This window comes from Wenzhouxiangella sp. 15190, assembly GCF_003417465.1.
In the GTDB taxonomy this organism is placed as follows: Bacteria; Pseudomonadota; Gammaproteobacteria; order Xanthomonadales; family Wenzhouxiangellaceae; genus Wenzhouxiangella.
Window position 1 is genome coordinate 58181 of sequence record NZ_QVMV01000046.1, and the last position, 18225, is coordinate 76405.

The 18225-nt window shown below is 64.4% G+C and carries 16 protein-coding genes and 1 tRNA gene; 2 read left to right on the top strand and 15 right to left on the bottom strand.

The features are described 5' to 3' along the window. Nucleotides 1-152: 152 nt before the first annotated feature. Nucleotides 153-2123, top strand: coding sequence for a biotin carboxylase N-terminal domain-containing protein (locus tag DZK26_RS11915; RefSeq protein WP_116899003.1), 1971 nt, complete (start codon nt 153-155; stop codon nt 2121-2123). On the opposite strand, the gene DZK26_RS14350 is transcribed toward DZK26_RS11915, so the two are convergent. Continuing rightward, entirely contained in the window at nt 2120-2266 is a 147-nt protein-coding gene (locus tag DZK26_RS14350; RefSeq protein ID WP_181918465.1) for a hypothetical protein, read from the bottom strand. The two genes, DZK26_RS11915 and DZK26_RS14350, sit on opposite strands and share 4 nt — an antisense overlap. Before the next feature lie 163 nt (nt 2267-2429). Between DZK26_RS14350 and DZK26_RS11920 the strand changes: the two genes are divergently transcribed. Beyond that, nucleotides 2430-3296, top strand: a complete 867-nt coding sequence (locus DZK26_RS11920; protein WP_116899002.1) for a DUF3014 domain-containing protein — start codon at nt 2430-2432, stop codon at nt 3294-3296. Nucleotides 3297-3299: 3 nt separating this feature from the next. On the opposite strand, the gene parC is transcribed toward DZK26_RS11920, so the two are convergent. The 14 genes from parC to dusA form a co-directional block, all read right to left on the bottom strand. Next, nucleotides 3300-5549 (bottom strand): DNA topoisomerase IV subunit A, encoded by a 2250-nt coding sequence (gene parC, locus DZK26_RS11925; protein WP_116899001.1) that lies wholly within the window; start codon nt 5547-5549, stop codon nt 3300-3302. A 112-nt stretch (nt 5550-5661) separates the two neighbouring features. Next, nucleotides 5662-6219 carry a BLUF domain-containing protein gene (locus DZK26_RS11930; protein WP_116899000.1) on the bottom strand — a complete coding sequence of 186 codons (558 nt, stop codon included), beginning with the start codon at nt 6217-6219 and terminating at the stop codon, nt 5662-5664. 118 nt (nt 6220-6337) lie between these two features. Continuing rightward, on the bottom strand, nt 6338-7420 hold the full coding sequence (locus DZK26_RS11935) for a helix-turn-helix domain-containing protein (protein WP_116898999.1): 1083 nt from the start codon (nt 7418-7420) through the stop codon (nt 6338-6340). 395 nt (nt 7421-7815) lie between these two features. Beyond that, complete coding sequence (locus DZK26_RS11940; protein WP_116898998.1) at nt 7816-8616, bottom strand: class I SAM-dependent methyltransferase; 801 nt, start codon at nt 8614-8616, stop codon at nt 7816-7818. Nucleotides 8617-8620: 4 nt separating this feature from the next. Continuing rightward, nucleotides 8621-9268 carry a tRNA (guanosine(46)-N(7))-methyltransferase TrmB gene (locus DZK26_RS11945; protein ID WP_116898997.1) on the bottom strand — a complete coding sequence of 216 codons (648 nt, stop codon included), beginning with the start codon at nt 9266-9268 and terminating at the stop codon, nt 8621-8623. A 14-nt stretch (nt 9269-9282) separates the two neighbouring features. Beyond that, a tRNA-Lys gene (locus DZK26_RS11950) sits at nt 9283-9357 on the bottom strand. A gap of 41 nt (nt 9358-9398) precedes the next feature. Next, complete coding sequence (locus DZK26_RS11955) at nt 9399-9785, bottom strand: hypothetical protein (protein WP_147316868.1); 387 nt, start codon at nt 9783-9785, stop codon at nt 9399-9401. Then, on the bottom strand, nt 9782-12457 hold the full coding sequence (locus DZK26_RS11960; RefSeq protein WP_116898995.1) for a bifunctional acetate--CoA ligase family protein/GNAT family N-acetyltransferase: 2676 nt from the start codon (nt 12455-12457) through the stop codon (nt 9782-9784). The genes DZK26_RS11955 and DZK26_RS11960 overlap by 4 nt, the downstream gene beginning before the upstream one ends. 79 nt (nt 12458-12536) lie before the next feature. After that, nucleotides 12537-13340, bottom strand: coding sequence for a nucleoside triphosphate pyrophosphohydrolase (gene mazG / locus DZK26_RS11965; RefSeq protein ID WP_116898994.1), 804 nt, complete (start codon nt 13338-13340; stop codon nt 12537-12539). After that, nucleotides 13337-14701 (bottom strand): ATP-binding protein, encoded by a 1365-nt coding sequence (locus DZK26_RS11970; RefSeq protein WP_116898993.1) that lies wholly within the window; start codon nt 14699-14701, stop codon nt 13337-13339. The genes mazG and DZK26_RS11970 overlap by 4 nt, the downstream gene beginning before the upstream one ends. Before the next feature lie 9 nt (nt 14702-14710). Then, complete coding sequence (locus tag DZK26_RS11975) at nt 14711-15376, bottom strand: response regulator transcription factor (protein ID WP_309545490.1); 666 nt, start codon at nt 15374-15376, stop codon at nt 14711-14713. A gap of 14 nt (nt 15377-15390) precedes the next feature. Further along, entirely contained in the window at nt 15391-15624 is a 234-nt protein-coding gene (locus DZK26_RS11980) for a PepSY domain-containing protein (protein WP_116898991.1), read from the bottom strand. 221 nt (nt 15625-15845) lie between these two features. Continuing rightward, a complete protein-coding gene (locus DZK26_RS11985; protein WP_220337238.1) occupies nt 15846-16763 on the bottom strand; it encodes an arginine deiminase-related protein in 918 nt (305 codons plus the stop codon). Nucleotides 16764-17105: 342 nt separating this feature from the next. Further along, nucleotides 17106-18086: a tRNA dihydrouridine(20/20a) synthase DusA gene (dusA, locus tag DZK26_RS11990; protein WP_116898989.1), complete on the bottom strand. Its 981-nt coding sequence runs from the start codon at nt 18084-18086 to the stop codon at nt 17106-17108. Between the last annotated feature and the right edge of the window lie 139 nt (nt 18087-18225).

The window sequence follows — 18225 nt, forward strand, 5'->3', positions numbered from 1 at the left end:
TCCACAGATAAACACAGATTAAAAACAACAGGCGAGCCAAACGAGGTGGATTGGGTAGATCCCGATTCTTCCATCGAGCGCCCGCACCCGGACTCTTTCTTTATCTGTGTTCATCTGTGTTCATCTGTGGACAATTTTATTATTGGGGGACTATGTTCAAAACAGTTCTGATTGCCAATCGCGGCGAGATCGCCTGCCGCATCATCGCCACCTGCCGCCACCTGGGCGTGGAGACCGTGGCCGTCTACTCCGACGCCGACGCGAACGCGCGGCACGTGCGCCTGGCCGACCGGGCCGTGCATATCGGTGCCGCGGCCGCGCGCGAGTCCTACCTCGATGTCGATCGCATCATCCAGGCGGCGAAGGCCACGGGCGCGCAGGCCATTCATCCCGGCTACGGCTTCCTGGCCGAAAACGTCGACTTTGCGCGAAAGCTCCGCGATGCCGGCGTGACTTTGATTGGACCCACCCCGGAGACCATGGACCTGATGGGCTCCAAGGCCGCGGCCAAGGCGAAGATGGAAGCCGCCGACGTGCCGCTCATCCCCGGCTACCACGGTGACGACCAGGACGACAATAAGTTGATGAAAGAGGCCGAGCGCGTCGGCTTCCCGCTGATGCTGAAAGCCGCAGCCGGCGGCGGCGGCAAGGGCATGCGCGTGGTGCATTCGAAAACGGATTTCGAAGAGGCATTGAAAGCTGCCCGGCGCGAAGCCGCCGGCGCTTTCGGCGACGAGCGCATGATCATCGAGCGCTACCTGCCCACGCCCCGCCATATCGAGGCCCAGGTCTTTGCCGACACCCACGGCCATACCGTGCACCTGTTCGAACGCGACTGCTCCAGCCAGCGCCGCCACCAGAAGATCATCGAGGAAGCCCCGGCCGCCAAACTCGATGACGAGGTTCGCCAGCGCCTGCTGGCCGCGGCCGTACGTGCGGCCGCAGCGGTCGACTACGTCGGCGCCGGCACGGTCGAATTCCTGGTCGACGGCGACGAATTCTTCTTCCTGGAAATGAATACCCGTCTGCAGGTCGAGCACCCGGTGACCGAATGCATCACCGGCCTGGACCTGGTCGAGTGGCAGCTCCGCGTTGCCGCCGGCGAGCAGTTGCCTTTGAGGCAGAATGACATCCGCGCGACCGGCCACGCCATGGAAGCGCGTATCTACGCCGAGGACCCGGACCACGGATTCGTTCCCTCGACCGGCCGCATTGATGCGCTGGCGCTGCCCGAGACCGACTGGGTGCGCATCGATTCGGGCGTGGACGAAGGCGACGAGGTCAGCATGCACTACGACCCGATGATCGCCAAACTGATCGTCCACGACAGCACGCGCGAGGCCTGCCTGGCCCGGCTCAACCAGGCCCTGGCAGCGAGCTTCGTTGCCGGCCCGACCACCAACCTGGGCTTCCTGCAGGCCCTGGCCGGGTCGCAGGTGTTCACGGAAGCGGCCATCGACACCGGCCTGCTCGACCGCGAACTGTCGACGATTCTCGAAGCCGGCGAACCGCCACTCGACGTACTGGCCGCGGCCGCCGGCCGCTGGCTGCTGATGCAGGAATCGAAGGCGACCGGCGATACTCCCTGGGACACCTGCGACAGCTGGCGCCTGGGCGAGCCAGCCACGCGATCGCTCGACATCGAATGCGCCGACAAACGCGTCACTGTCGAGGCGATCGGTTTCGGCGGAGATTACCGCCTGCAGATCGATGACGAGACCCACCCGGTCCGCATCAAACAGTTGTCCGACACCGAATTCAGTCTGACGCTGGACGGCCAGGGCCGTCGCCTTCAGATCCACGCCGCCGGCGAACACCGCCTGGAAGTCTGTCTCGACAACCGCCGCTGGCCCGTCAACCGCCATGCCCGCTTCGAAGCCGCCGTTGACAGCAGCGCCGGCGACGGCCGCCTGCTCGCCCCCATGCCCGGCAAGATCCTCGAAATCCGCGCCAAGGCCGGTCAGTCGGTCAGCGAAGGCGAAACCCTGCTGATCATGGAAGCAATGAAGATGGAACTGGCGATCAAGGCGCCTATGGACGGCGAAGTCAGCGAGATTGCCGTCACCGCCGAAGACATTGTCGAGGCCGACACACTGCTTCTGGCCTTGGATCCGAAAATCTAGCGACTGCCATTACCCCGATCCGGGCGAGCCTCCCGCTCGAGCGCGTCCGCCTTCCGGTTCATCAATCGTGTAGCCGACAGGAGGAACCTGACGGCCAACACTGCCAGGGTAATCAGCAGTGCCAGGCCAATCAGCTGACCCACCAACGTTCCCATTGAAAATTCCATTTGACTATCCTGGTTTGTAGTACCTTTCCGCAGATTAACAGGTCCGTTCCGATAGCTGAATTCGGACCCCCCCGCCAATCGTAAGAACCACTGCGCGAAAGGGTGGTCACAACTCATATATTCCAATCGGAAAACGCCAATGCGGTGGATCATCAGCGTTCTCGTCGTCCTGGCCCTGGTAGCGGGCCTGTGGTGGATGGAGCAACAACGGCAGGCGGAACTGGTGCCGGAGGCCGACCTGGACATCCCGGCCGAGCCCGAGCAGCCCGAACCACGCCATCCCTTGCCCGAACCCGAGCCGATCCCGACGCCCGACGAAACCATGGGAGACGACAGCCCGGAAGCATCCGATACGTCGCCGGAAGCCCAACCTGAGCCGGAGCCACTACCGGACCTGGCCGACAGCGACACCGCCGCACTCGAAGCGTTGGCAAGCCTGCTCGGCAACGACTTCGTCCAGCAGTGGATCAAGCCCGAGTTCGTCATCCCGCGCGCGGTTTCGGTGATCAACAGCCTCGAAGGCGAAGCACCGGCGCTGAAATCGTTGCCGGTACGAACGCTGGATACCGAGCCGCTCACCGAGGAGAGTGGTGATGGTGAGAAGCTACTCTGGACCGAAGCCAACACCGCCCGCTACGAAAGCCTGGTCGCCTCGATCGAGTCCATACCGGCAGACGAAGCCGCGATGCTCTACCGACGCTACTACCCGTTGTTTCAGGAAGCCTGGCAAGAGCTCGGCGAGACAGAGCCGTATTTCAATGACCGTCTCATTGACGTCGTCGATCACCTGCTGGCCACGCCGGAAGTCGAACTGCCGTTCGAGGTCGTGCCCTACGAGGGGCGACTGCATTTTGCAGACGAAGCGCTGCAGGAAGAGTCATGGGGCCGCAAGCTGCTGATCCGGATGGGACCGGATCAGGCTGCCGCCATCAAGCAATGGCTGCGTGATTTCCGGCAGGAGCTTGCCGCTCCGCCTGAGGGCGAGGAGGAGAAGGATTTCTCCTGAACGCTAATCCGCCAAGGTCAATTTCGTCACCTTCTGGAAACCTCGCGGCAATTTCCGGCCGCGCTGGGCGCGCTCACCCCAGTAGTTTTCGGTATCCGCCCAGCTCAGACGCAGGTAGCGCTGCCCGGCCCAGACCAGGCAATCCTCGCCGGCGGCGATGACGATGGCACCGGCCATTTTCTCGCCGGCCTTCTTTGCCTTGGGCGGGATATTGATGAGCTTGTTGCCCTTGCCCTTGGACAGCTCGGGGACTTCGGACAGGTAGTAGGCGAGCAGGTAGCCCTCGGTGGTGGCGCAGACGATGACGGCTTCCTCGTCCTCGGTCACCGGTGAGATCGGCAGCACGTCCGAGCCCGCCGGCACGGTGAGCATTTGCTTGCCGGCCTTCTGGCGTGTGTGCAGGTGCTCCAGCTGCGTGACGAAGCCGTAGCCGGCATCACTGGCCAGCAACACCCGATCTTCGGGCGCGCCGATGGCCAGGCTGCGGAAAGCCGCGTCGGCCTTGGGACTGAAGCGGCCGGTGAGCGGCTCGCCCAGGCTACGAGCCGAAGGCAGTTCATGGGCAATCAACGAATAGCTGCGTCCGGTGGAATCCAGAAAGCAGGCCGTCTGCGTGCTGCGGCCGCGCGCGGCGGCCAGGAATTCGTCGCCGGCACGGTAATTGAGTTCCTCGGGCTTGATGTCGTGGCCCTTGGCCGCGCGCACCCAGCCATTGTCGCTGAGCACCACGGTGACCGGCTCGGACGGCACCAGGTCGGTTTCCTTCAGGGCCTGGGCGGCGGCACGTTCGACGATCTGCGAGCGGCGCTCATCGCCGTAGGCTTCGGCGTCTTCGAGCAGTTCGTCACGAATCAGGCGGGTGAGCTTCTTCGGCGAAGCCAGGATGGCCTCGATCTGCTTGCGCTCGTCTTCGAGCTTGTCCTTTTCGCCCTGGATCTTCATTTCCTCGAGCTTCGCGAGATTGCGTAGCTTGAGCTCGAGGATGGCCTCGGCCTGGGTACCGGTCAGGCCGAAGCGCTCCATCAGGACGGGCTTGGGCTCATCTTCGGTGCGGATGATGTGGATCACCTCGTCGATATTGAGATAGGCGATCAGCAGACCATCGAGAATATGCAGGCGATCGACGACCTGATCGAGCCGATATTCCAGACGCCGGGTGACGGTCTGGCGCCGGAACTCCAGCCACTCGATCAACAGTTCCTTGAGATTGCGCACGCCGGGCCGGCCGTTGAGGCCGATGACGTTGAGATTCATGCGCGCACTCTTTTCCAGGTCGGTGGTCGCGAACAGGTGGCCCATGAGCTGTTCGAGATCGACCCGGTTGCTGCGGGGCACGATGACCAGGCGGGTGGGATGCTCGTGGTCGGACTCGTCGCGCAAGTCGGTCACCCAGGGCAACTTCTTGGCCTGCATCTGCGAGGCGATCTGCTCGAGCACCTTGGCCGGCGAGACCTGGTGCGGCAGCGCCGTGATGATGATCTCCTCGCCTTCCCGTTCCCACTTGGCGCGCTGTCGGATACCGCCCGAGCCGGTCTCGTAGAGGTTGAGCAGTTCCTCCCGGGAGCTGACGATTTCCGGCCCGCCGGGAAAGTCCGGGGCGGGGATGTGTTCGCACAGCTCGGCCACGCTGGTCTTCTTGGGCGCCTCGAGCAGGCGCACGCAGGCCGAGACCACCTCGCGCAGGTTGTGCGGCGGGATGTCGGTGGCCATGCCCACGGCGATACCCTGCCCGCCATTGAGCAGCACGTTGGGTAGACGGGCAGGCAGAAGCTTGGGCTCTTTCAGCGTGCCGTCGAAGTTGGGCACCCACTCCACAGTGCCCTGCCCCAGCTCGGCCAGCAGGGCCTTGGCATACGGCGCCAGGCGCGACTCAGTGTAGCGCATGGCCGCGAAGGACTTGGGGTCATCGGGCGAGCCGAAGTTGCCCTGCCCGTCGACCAGCGGGTAGCGATACGAGAACGGCTGGGCCATCAGCACCATGGCCTCGTAGCAGGCGGAATCGCCGTGCGGATGGAATTTGCCGATCACGTCACCCACCGTGCGGGCGGATTTCTTGTGCTTGGACGCCGCCGACAGCCCCAGCTCGCTCATGGCGTAGACGATGCGCCGCTGCACGGGCTTGAGACCGTCGCACACGTTGGGCAGGGCGCGGTCGAGCACGACGTACATGGCGTAGTCGAGATAGGCGCGCTCGGCGTAGGTGCGCAGGGGTTGCTGTTCGAAGTCGCCGGAAACGGGTTTGATTTCGCTCATGGCCGGGAATTGTCGCCCAAGACGGGCAACCTTGCCACAGCGATTACCGACGAAATACCGGAAGTACCGGTGGCCGGCGCTCCCTATGGATGGCTGGGGCCGGAATGCTCTCCTAGAGGAGAACCCAGGCGATAATGGCGAACGTCACCAGCACGCTCCCGGCGGCGGTCAGGTAGACCTTCACCGGCGTGGTGTCGGTGCTCACCTTCGGCTCTGACCATTCGCCTTGCGGCATTGACGCCTCGGTGGACTCCCTGAGCACATCGAGCACCTCGTCGATCGTCTCCTCGTCGAAGTGGAATGGATCGAAGCGTTTGTGGCCGCGGTGCTCGAGCTTCTTGCGCAAGGTGCGGTCGAGTGTGAGGTATTTCATCGCCCAGAGTTTGAAGCGCCGCCTTTCGATCGGCCGCTTGCGAAGCAATGTGATGTCGCGGTGGCGCGGGTCGTCATTGAGCTTGTTGTAGAGCTTCTCGACGTGTTCGCGCTCACCTTCCAGGCACTGGAAGAAGATGTCGTTGCCGAAGCACAGTACGCCACCGATATTCCTGGGTTCGTTGTTGCGGCGCGACTGGATGAGGATGCGACCGACTTCCGGCTCGACGCCCAGTGCCCCCTTGTTGCGGGCGACATTGGAACGGCTGGCGTAGACCAGTTCGATCAGTTCCGGCATGGGCGTCTCTCTTCTCTGGTGACTTTCATCGGTTGAACAGCATACGAACCAATGAGTCACCGGAATGTGAGGGGTGGACGCCTGCCCTCAGCATTTCGGTCGAGTCCGCATGGCGGGTTCAATCGGCCAGGTTGACACCGCGTGCAGCCGCATCCAGCCAGGCGATGACGTTGCCGTCCTGCAGGAACTCGATCCGGTTCAAGTCGGGATTGTGCCGCAGTGCGACTCCTGCCCCGCCGTCCAGTTCCAGCGGCGTCCCGCCGGCCATGCGAATGGAATTGGTACCAAGATCGAGGCCGACATCGAACTGGCCTCGCATCCAGAGACCCCTTCGACCGTGCGTGTGTCGATCGAACTCGATGCCGGTGTCGTAGTAGCCGGCCCCCGGCTGCCCGGCCAGACGCAGACCGGCCATCCAGCTGCCGTCCATGCCCGGTTCCCACCAGTCATGTTCCTCGGGAAGGGGTCCGGTTTGTACCTGCAGCCCGGCATTGCCCACATGGGCCTTGTTCTGGACATTCAGCCCGATCAGGTAGGAACGATCTTCTCCGATGTCGTAAGTCTCGATGCTGTTGCCAATGGCGGCGCCCGAGCCGTAGGCGAATACGTCGGCATGATAAGCGGCGGACCAGCCCGAGCCGCGCTTGCGCAGATTGACGATGCTGGCGACGCCATCGCCGCGATCATGATTGGTATCGAGGTTGACGAAGAAGGCCAGCGGATAGGATTTGGCCCCGGCCGGCACGTCGTTGTGCTGTTGCAAGCTCATCAACGTGTGGGTGTAACCGGTATCACCGGGATTGGGAGCGTCGTTGTATCGACGATAATCCAGCGGTGCATTGACCGGCATGAACTGTTCCGGGTCGGCGCCGCCGTCAGCCTGTTCATCGACGAACAGTGCCGCCTGCGGCTCGATCTCGACATGGGCCCACTGCGGGAAAGGGAAATCCGACACGGCCCAGGCCAGTCCCCCGGCAAACAGGAATGTTACGGCAAGTGCCGGCCAGCGAAGCCTGCCGTGCAGACCCCGACTGCCCTGGCGGCGGATAAAACGATCGAGGTCGCGCCTGAGAATGCGCCGGCGGCGCCCGATGCCTACATCTGCCAACCGGCCGGCGGCAATTTCGGCTTCGATATCGGCGGTTGAAACGCGAAGCAGCGCGGCCGCTTCATCCACGGTCAGGACGGGAAGAACATTCATGGCGCTCGACTCCGATTGAAGCCCACAACGGGTCAAAGACTAGCACGCCCCTTTCCGTGATTCCGGGCTTGAGCCGCTACCAGTCATGCCGGCCGAAGAGCCGTAATCTCGCACGGTTGACTCACCCCGAACACTGAATTCCGGATCAGGCTGTGCTCCGGCAGGTGCCTCCGAACAACCATTCGCTGCCTCAGGGAGGTCCCGGATCGGGGCTGCGCCCCGTCCGGTGACTCCGACTTATCGTATCGCCAGGTGACGGAGGTCCCGGCTCTTCGCTTCGCTGCGGCCGGGACGTTAAGACGCTTGCTGCGACAACCCTCCGTGCCGCTTCAGGGAGGTCCCGGCTCTTCGCTTCGCTGCGGCCGGGACGTTAAGACGCTCGCGGAGCGAGCGTCTTAACGCTTTACGAACTTGAGGGTGAAGCGGTCGCTTTCGCCGATCTGGCGGTATTGCTCCTCGTCCTCGCCCTCGGGAACGCGCAGGCTCGGCGGCAGGGTCCAGACGCCGTTGGGGTGGTCGGCCGTGTCGTCCGGATTGGCGTTGATCTCCGAGGCTTCTTCCAGCACGAAGCCGGAGGATTCGACGACGCCCACCACCCAGCTCTGCTTGAGATAGCCGGTGCCCGGATCCTGCTCACCGTCTTCGGGCAGGCGATGGCCAACCACGCCGAATACCCCGCCGGGCTTGAGCACATCGTATGCTGCTTCGGCCACGTCACGGAAAGTGCCGTCACCGGCATAGCTGTGCACGTTGCGGAAAGTCAGCACCATGTCGGCCGAGCCGGGCTCGCCCAGGTCTACCATCTCCGGCGGATCGAACGCGATGATCTCCACCTCGCCGAAACGCTCGGCGGCTATGCGTTCCTTGTAGGTCGCCATGCCCGGCTCGTAGTAGCCCGGCAACTCTTCCTGCTCCATGTTCCAGTGCGCGGCCACGAGCTTGCCCTCCTCGGCCAGATAGGGACCGAGAATCTCCGTATACCACCCGCCAGCCGGCGAAATCTCGATCACGGTCATGTCCGGCTCGATGCCGAAAAAGGTCAGGGTCTCGTAGGGATTCCGGTACTGGTCCCGCTCGGCTTCTTCAGCCGGCCGGACGTCGCTTTCGATGATGTCCTTCAACTTTTCGTCGGCCAGGACCGGGGCGGCCAGCATCAGGGCCGAAATTACGAGACCGCTTGCGCGCAGTGCTTTCATGGTGTCACTCCAGAGTTGCGGTGAGTTGGAACAATCGGTGCCCGCTGAGCAGGTACTTGCGCTCGAACGGGCTGATTGGGTCGTCAACCCGGAAAGATACCACTTTCACGTCGACGACTCCGGCCAGCGCCAGCGCCCGTGCGAATTCGTCGACGTACAGCTCGAAATTACTGCGTAGCTCCAGCCGCCCGCCCAGTGCGAGCAGGCTGGGGAAGGCCGGGTGGCCGTGCCAACGGCGCTTGAGATGCGCCGGCTTGGGCCAGGGGTTGGGATAAAGCAGGTAGTGATGCGCCGGTTTGCAGCCGGCCTCGCTCATCAACCGCCACAGATCGGCCAGGTCGGCCCGGACCAGGCGGGCATTGGCCGGCAGCTCGGGAGACTTGCCGAGCCGGGCCGCACTCTTGTCGATGCCGACGACCAGGCATTCGGGATATTTTTGCGCCAGCGCGACCGTGGAGACGCCGGTCCCGCAGCCCGAATCCAGTACCACGGGCCAAGCGGAGTCGAGCGATCGGTTCAGTTCGCCGAATGCGCGGCGACTGTAGTCGTGGACAGGCGATTGCCAGGCATGGCGCAAATGCCGCAGCACCGTTTCCTCGAGCCGCCGGTGCGGTCCGGTCTGCGAGGTCTGCGGGATGCGCGATTGCGCCATGGGCGGCAGGGAAATGGTGGGCCGTGAAGGACTCGAACCTTCAACCAATAGGTTAAAAGCCTACTGCTCTACCATTGAGCTAACGGCCCGAAAAGCGAGCCGCGTATGATACCCCCGCTTTCGCCGCCGCTCAACAGTCCGGGCCCGCCGATTCGTTGCGATAAACCTCGAAGGGCCGCTCCGCCTCCTGCATGGTCACCTCGCCGTCGCGCTCAAGCGGCACAGCCAGCACACGCACGCTACAGGCCTCCGGCATTGCCTCGGCCTCGCCGGGCGAACGATACGCCACCGAAACGCGCACGCCGGATCCGAGGGCCACGCTTCGCTTACCGGGAAGGCGAAACGCTTCTCCGTCTTCGAGCACCAGTACCAGATGATCGCCACCGCCGAGCTGTGAGGCGTCGAGGAGCTGGACGCTCTCGACCTGGCCGACGATGCTTTCCCCGGCCGCGGCCATCCCTGCCGGCAGCAAGCACCACAGCAGCAGGCCGGTGATCGATGGTCGATGCATGTTCATTCCTGTTCCTCTCGGGACAAATCCAGTATGACCTCGTGAATCCCGTCCTCATCCGCGGCTTCGACGCGAAAGCCCAGGTCGCGCGCGAGGCCGAGCATGCGGGTATTTTGCTGCAGCACCTGGCCGACTACTTCTTCGACACCGGTCTCGCGGCAGTGACGAATCAGGCGCGAGAGCAGTATGCGGCCCAGGCCGCGACCCTTGATATTCGAACGTACGACAACAGCGAACTCGGCCCGGTGCCCCAGTGAATCGAGAACGATGCGCGCCACGCCCAGGGTGCGGCCCTCGTCGTCGACGGCGATGAAGGCCATCTCGCGCTCGTAGTCGATCTGGGTGAAACGGGCGAGTTCCGTATGCTCCGGCGCGCGAATCACGCCGAAGAACCGGAAGCGGACGTCCTCGGCTTCCAGGCTGTCGAAGAAATCGCGATGCGCCGGCTCATCCTCGGGGCGGATCGGCCGTAGCGTGATCTCGCCGTCGCCGAACGGGACACGCTCGACCAGATGCGTCGGATACGGGGCGATGGCCGGGCGTCTGCGCGGACCGGCGTCGACACTTCGCAGTTCGACACGGGCATCCAGGGCCACGACACCCTCGTCGTCGGCCAGCAGCGGGTTGATGTCGATCGACTCGACCATCCGGAGATCGGTCATCAAGCGCGCCACCCGCACGAGCACGTCACAGATCAGGTCGGCGCGGGCCGCCGGGCGGTTGCGGTAGCCGGCCAGCAGTTTCGCCACCCGGGTGCGATCGATCATCTGCCGGGCCAGGCTCATGTTCAGCGGCGGTAGACCGACGACGGTATCGCCGACCACCTCCACGGCCGTGCCGCCGCTGCCGAACACCATGACTGGGCCGAAGACCGGGTCGGTGCTGGCGCCGACGATCAACTCGACGCTCTCGGGCCGCCGGACCATGCGCTGTACCGAAAATCCCTCGAGCCGGGCATGGGCAAGCTGTTCGACGCGTCGGGCGATGCCTTCGGCCGCCTCGTGCACGGCCTGTTCGGACTCGAGGTCGAGCACCACGCCGCCGACGTCGGACTTGTGCGTGATGTCAGCGGAAATCACCTTCAGCGCCACCGGGAAGCCGATTTCGACAGCCATGCGGGCGGCTTCTTCGGGTGTTTCGGCCCGGCGCGTTTCAACAACGGGGATGCCGTAGGCCGAAAGCACGCACTTGGCCTCGATCTCACTCAGCCAGTTGCGTTGCTCTCGATGGGCACGATCGAGAATGACGGAAACCGAGTCAGGATCCATGACCGCCGAAGTGGGCATCTCCGACGGCGTTTCCATCAACGCGGTCTGATTGGCGCGGTACTCCTGCAGGGCCAAAAAGGCGGCCACGGCGTCGGCCGGCGACAGGAAGCCGGGCAGGCCGGCGGCGGCGAATTCCTCGTAGGCCTCGCGAGCCGAGGCTCCGCCCAGCCAACAGCCAAAGACGGGTTTGCCGGCTTTGGAGGCCACCGGGGCCAACTCCGCGGCGATGGTGCGACTGCCCGCCATCGCGGTCGGCGCGTGCACGATGAGTATGGCATCCACTTCATCGGCCGAAATCAGGATATCCAGCGCCTTGCGATAGCGCTCCGGCGAGGCGTCGCCGATGATGTCGATCGGATTGCCGTGCGACCAGTTGTGCGGCAAGACCTCATCGAGCCGGGCCCCGGTGGCGTCGTCCAGCTCGGCCAGGGTTCCGCCGTTGAGGACGAGTTCGTCGGTGGCAAGGATGCCCGGCCCGCCGCCGTTGGTGAGGATGGCCAGGCGATTGCCCTCGTGCGGTCGCACGCGGCCCAGGAATTCGGCGGCACGGAACAGATCTTCGATGCCGTAGACACGCAGCGCGCCGGCACGGCGGATGGCCGCGGCATAGACCTCGTCGCTTCCAGCCAGCGCCCCGGTGTGCGAGGCGGCCGCCCGGGCGCTCTCGGGTGCGCGACCCGACTTGACCACCACCAGCGGCTTGTTGCGCGAGGCCGCCCGTGCCGCCGACATGAACTTGCGCCCGTCGGTGAGCGCTTCCATGTAGAGCAGGATCGAGCGCGTCCGCGCATCCGACCCCAGGTAGTCGATGACATCGCCGATGTCGACATCCAGGCAGTTGCCCAGCGAGATGAATGACGAAAAGCCGATCTCGCGCTCGGCGGCCCAGTCGAGCACCGTGGTGGCCAGCGCCCCGGACTGGGTGATGAAGCCGATGCGGCCGGGTACGGGCTGGCCCGGTGCGAAACTGGCGTTGAGGCCGATACCCGGGATCATCAGGCCGACGCAGTTGGGGCCGAGAATGCGCAAGCCGTGGCGCCCTCCGTGTTCGAGCATCTCGGCTTCCAGATCGCGACCGCTGTCGGCGCTGGCTTCCTTGAAACCGGCGGTGACCACCACCGCCGCGCGCGTGCCGAAGGCACCCAGGTCTTCGAGTATGCCGGGGACCGTCTCGGGTGGCGTGCAAATCACGGCCAGGTCGGGTACTTCGGGCAGGTCCGTCGTCTTGCGGTAGACCTTGCGCCCGACTACTTCGCGGTGGTGGAGATTGACCGGATAGAGTTCGCCCTCGAAGTCACCGCCAATCAGGTTGGCGAACACGGCCTGGCCGACGCTGCCAGGCCGCTCCGAGGCGCCGAAGACCGCGACCGAACGCGGCGCGAACATCCGGTCGAGATGGCGAATTGACATGCCCGGCTCCCTGGCAGGAATTGGTATCGCAGCGGCAGATTATCACGTCGGTTGGAAAAGCTCGATCAAGCCGGGTGTCTCAGCCGCGCTCGCCCAGGCGGGCCTTGGCGGCCTCGTAGACAGCTTCGAGTTCATCGTGGTCGAGATCGGCGAGATCGATCGCACGATCGCGTGCCATCTCTTCCATGGTGCGAAAGCGCCGTTCGAACTTGTAATTGCAACGCCTCAGCGCCGCCCCCGGGTCGACATCGAGCTTGCGCGCCAGGTTGGTGACCGCGAACAGCAGGTCGCCGATTTCCTCCTCGATATTGTCGGCGTCGTCGTTGGCGAGCGCGGCCCGCAGTTCCTCGGCTTCTTCGTGCAGCTTGTCGAAAACGGGATCGATATCGGGCCAGTCGAAGCCGACGCGGGCGGCACGCTTTTGCAGCTTCACCGCCCTGCGCAGGGCCGGCAGCCCGCGCGAGACCCCGTCGAGAACGCTCTCGTCAGCCTGCCCCTTCTCGGCGCGCTCGGCGGCCTTGATCGCTTCCCAGTTGGCGCTCTGCTGCTCGACATTGTCGAAGGCAGCATCGCCGAAGACGTGCGGATGGCGGCGCACCAGCTTGTCGGCGATTGCCCCGGCGACGTCGTCGAAGCCGAACCGCGATTGCTCTTCGGCCATGCGAGCGTGGAACACTACCTGGAAGAGCAGGTCGCCGAGCTCGTCGCGCAGATCGTCGAAATCCTCACGCTCGATGGCGTCGGCCACCTCGTGGGCTTCTTCGACGGTGTAGGGCGCGATGGTGCGAAAGGTCTGCTCGACATCCCAGGGGCAGCCACGCTCGGGGTCGCGCAGCCGCGCCATGATGTCGATCAGCCGATCGATGGCGGTACGGTCGGTCATCGTGGCGGAAGGATAACCCGAAAACGCGCGCCACCGAATTCACCGGTGTCGACCTCGAGTCGGCCCCCGCTCGCCTCGACCAGTTCGCGCACGATCGACAGGCCCAGGCCCTGGCCGTCGCGCCGTTCGTCGCCGCGCTGGCCGCGCTCGAACAGTCGATCGAGCGCCTCGGGCGCGATCCCGGGGCCGTTGTCCTCGATCTCGATGATCACGCCATTTCGCCGCTGGCCGGGTTCACCGGGGCGAACCGCTGCACGCAGGCGTCCGTTGCCGTATTTGGCGGCGTTTTCCATCAGATTGCCGCAGACTTCCCAAAGGTCGCGCTCGTCCATGTGGGCGACCAGTTCAGCATCGCCGATGACTTCCGCCCGAAGATCGCTGTCGACGTGCAAACGTTCGAGCGAGTCGGCCATGCGTTCGAGGATCGGGCGCACGGGAACCGCTGCCGGCAAGGCGCGGCGTGTGGAACGTTGCGCCCGCTCGAGCTGCCGACGGATGATCTGCTCCATATCGTCGATCTGGCGGGCCAGGTCGGACGGACGGGACGGTTCGCTGGATTCGAGCCGGGCGCGCAGGACGGCGACCGGCGTCTTGAGTGCATGCGCCAGATCAGCCAGGGCCTCGGAATAGCGCCGGGCGTTGTCGCGCTCGGCCGCCAGCAGGGCATTGAGGTTGTCGGTCAGCGGGCGCAACTCGCGCGGATAGCGCCCCTCGATCCCTTCGCGGCGGCCCGACTCGATCGCCGCCACTTCGGCGGCCACCCGCCGCAACGGTCGCAGGATCATCAGCAGCAGCACGACCTGGCCGGCGATGATCAATACCGCTGCCAGCCCCAACCAGCGCCACAGGTCGCCTCTGAACCCCGCCAATTCCATTCGCAGGCGATTCGGGTCCTCGGCTGCCCAGATGGTCAGGTCGATGATCTCCCCCCCGGGCAGTTCCCAACCCAGGCCGATGGCGAATACGTTCCAGTTGCCGTCGGCTTCCAGGCCACGGAACAGCTCGGTACCGCGCTCGATCAGCCGCGCATTGGGCTGCGGCTCGACACCCATCAGCGAAGGCGAACGCCATTCGCCCTCAGGGGTCATCGCGCCGCCGTGCAGGCTCGAACCGGGCCGGTTGAGGCGCGGTTCGGCGAGTGACTCCGGAATGACGGGCTGGCCGTTCTCGTCGACCTCGACGGTGGACAGGATCAGGTAGACCACCGCCTCGAGGCGCTCACGCATGCTGGACTCGGCAGCGTTCGTGAACACCCGGTCGATGGCGCCCCCCACGGCGGCCAGGGCGATCAGCAGGGCCAGCCCGGCGCCGACGAGCAGGCGAAGCAGCAGGGAGGGCGAGCGGGCCGTGCGTTCAGCCACGGCGACGGCTCAGTCGTCAGCCTGGCGAAAGCGGTAGCCGCGCCCGCGCAAGGTTTCGATGGGTTGCCATACCCCGTCCGGGTCGAGCTTCTTGCGCAACCGGCCGATGATCACCTCGATGACGTTGCTGTCGGGGTCGGCGTCCTCGTCGTAGAGATGCTCGTTGAGCTCCATCTTCGAAACCACCTGATCGGGATGCAGCATGAAGTACTCGAGCACCTTGTACTCGAAGGTGGTCAACTCCATCGCCTCCCCGTGCAGGCTGACTTGCTGGCTGGAAAGATTGACCGCCAGAGGACCGATACGGACTTCCGGTGCGGCGTGGCCGGCCGAACGCCTCAGCAGGGCGTTGACCCGCGCCATCAGTTCCTCTATGCGGAACGGCTTGGTGACGTAGTCGTCGGCGCCGGACTCGAGTGCTTCGACCTTGTCCTGCCAGTCCGAGCGGGCGGTCAGAATCAGGACGGGATACTTGAGTTCGCGCTCGCGTACCTTGCGCACGATTTCCATGCCGCTCTCGCCCGGCAGGCCCAGGTCGACGATGGCCAGGTCGATCGGGTATTCGGTGGCGAAATGCAGCCCGTCGGTGCCGTCGGCGGCGAGATCGACGGCATGCCCCTGTCGCTTGAGCGCACGGCCGAGCAACTCGCGCAGTTCGGTTTCGTCTTCGACCACCAGTATCCTCATGTTCAGTCCCCGTCGGCCGGAACGCGCACCGTGCGCACCACGCCGTCGTCGGTGACGATGCGAATCACGTGGATGCGCCGGCCGTCGCGCTCGACCGTGTGCGCCGAGACGACCTTGGCGTCGTATTCCTGCGCCACGCGCTGAGCCGCTTCCTCGAGCGTGATCGCCCAGGCCGAGACCACCAGCAAGGCGGACAGGGTCAGCGCAATCAGGAGCTTGTTAAGCAGTCGGTGCATGGCGATTCTTCTGTTGGTTACGCAGCGATTCTAGCGCGAGGGGATAAATCGGTGCTGAACTCGGGTCGTTCTTTCGTTTTGTCGTGTAGTCGTTTTATCGTTTCTTCGCTCGATCGCTGATGGGTTACTCGAACTCAGGCTCCCCTAGCCTCCCGACCTGGCTCCTCGCCACGACAACTCGAGCAACAATTGAACGACTTAACGATCAGACGATTAAACGATCAGTAGATTTCGGCGGCACAGCAGCGCAAGCTGCCACCGGCCTTCTCGATCTCGTCGAGCTCGACGCCGTGCACGGTGAAACCCCATTCTTCCAGTTTTTTCAGTTTCTCTGGCGCCAGAGCATCGACGGCGGTCTGGCTCATGAACAGGTCGGAAAAGCTCAGCGCGATCACATTGCCGGCAAAGGCTTCCTTTTCCTCGTTGGTGATTTCTAGAACGTGGCCCGGAAAAGCCTCGGCGATGGCCCTGGGTACTTCGGGGTCGACGAAGGCATCCGGGCATATGATGAGCGCGCGCGAGGCAAGCACGGCCATGACGACGTTCGTGTGGTACTCATGTTCATTGAGCTCGAACTGGAAGGTCAGGGCCAGATCGAAAACCTCATGCATGGCCTTACAGCCGGCCTCGTCGACGCGCTGGGTAATGCCGCAGAAGCCGATACGGCGGGCACGGTCGAGCACCAGCGCGCCGGTAAGTTCCGCCACCAGGCCCTGCCCTGACAGATCGATGGTCTCGTAGTGCATCAGGTCGCTGAAGAAAGCGCAGATGTCGGCACGCTCGGCCTCGCGCTGGCGCTCCGGATGCAGCATGGCGCCCACGATGAATCGCCCGGGTGCCGTGGCGAAGACGTTGTTGGGAAACACATCATCGGGCGTTTCGGGCTTGCCGGGAAAGCGCACCAGCGGAATACCGCAGGCCGTAATCCGCTCACTGAGCTGGCGATGCTGATCCAGGGCGCGTTCGGGATCGACATCGACGGCGAGATCCATGTACTCGTTGTCCCGTGCCGTCTGCTCGGACAACCTGAAACCGCTGGGCTCGACCAGAAATACAGCACGCGGCACGGCCGGGCCGTCGCCGATGAGCCAGCCGTCCTCGATCTGCTTCCTGAATTCTGCCGGGGTACGAACGATCACCTGGAAAACTCCGCTGGGCCTTGAGAAGCTGCACAATATGGGACCCTGGCCGTAATGGGTCAAGGCGCTGGTGTACTGTCCGGTACTAATTGCTGGTATCAGCGAGTCGCCAAGCGGTCAGCTGCCAGGCGCGCGCTCGCCGGAAGGGTGGGTCCCTTTCAAGAGAGCGGAACGCCGCAGATGGCCGCTTGGCGGCTCGCCCGAAGGGAGTCCCGCAAATGGCCCACAACGGCGTTGCAAGCCTTGAACAGAGGGCCCCGCTCTGCCCTGCGGCTCGCGCCTTGTTGTGAACCATTTGCGGGACTCTGATATCAGCAATTAGTGCCGGACAGTACACTAGAGTCAGCCCGCGGCGGCCCACGGTCCGGTCGAGGCGCTCATCGCCTCCAGCAGCAGACCGGTGTCGGCGCCGTCTGAGTGCATGTTCTGGCTCAGGTGACGGCGCCAATACCTGGCGCCGGGCTGGCCGTGGAACAGACCGAGCATGTGCCGGGCCACGTGGTTGAGGCGGCCGCCCGCTTCGATGTGCCGGCGAGCGTAGTCGACCATGGCCTCGACCACGGCCTCACGGGATCGGGCCGCCGGCCACCCCAGCTCGCGGCTGAGTTGGGCCAGTATCCAAGGATTCTGGTAAGCGGCACGGCCGAGCATGACGCCGTCGACATACTCGAGATGCTCGAGTGCATCGTCAATTTCGGTAATGCCGCCGTTGATCAAGATGTTCAATTCGGGATTGCGGGCCTTGAGCGCATGCACGCGTTCGTGGATGAGGGGCGGAACTTCGCGGTTTTCCTTGGGGCTCAGCCCCGACAGCCAGGCCTTGCGCGCGTGAACGATGACGGTGCTGATCCCGCTTTCGGCCACCGTATCGACGAATTCGAAGAAGAAACCCTCGCTCTCGCATTCGTCGACCCCGATGCGCGTCTTGACCGTCACCGGGATTTCGACCGCCTCGCGCATGGCCGCGAGGCAGTCGCGTACCAGCCCGGGCTCTTTCATCAGGCAGGCGCCGAAACGGCCCTTCTGGACCCGGTCGGAAGGACAGCCGACGTTGAGATTGATTTCGTCGTAACCGAATTCCGCACCTGCCCGAGCCGCCCGAGCCAGTTCTTCCGGGTCGCTGCCGCCGAGCTGCAACGCCACCGGGTGCTCGGCCGGATCGAAGCCCAATAGCCGCTCGCGGTCACCGTGAATGACCGCGCCGGTCGTGACCATCTCCGTATAAAGCAGGACTCGCGGCGCCAGCAAGCGGTGGAAGTACCGACAATGGCGGTCGGTCCAGTCCATCATCGGGGCGACGCTGAGGGTTTCCGGGCGCGGCATGGGGAAAGACCGTCTCTGAAAGTTCGAGGTTCAGGCGCCATTGTAACGACCCGGCCGGGTCCAGCTTGCCGCGGATCAGCACCCTGTGGCATATTCCACCCTATCTGTAGCTGCAAAACAGCGCCTTGAGGCTGTTTTG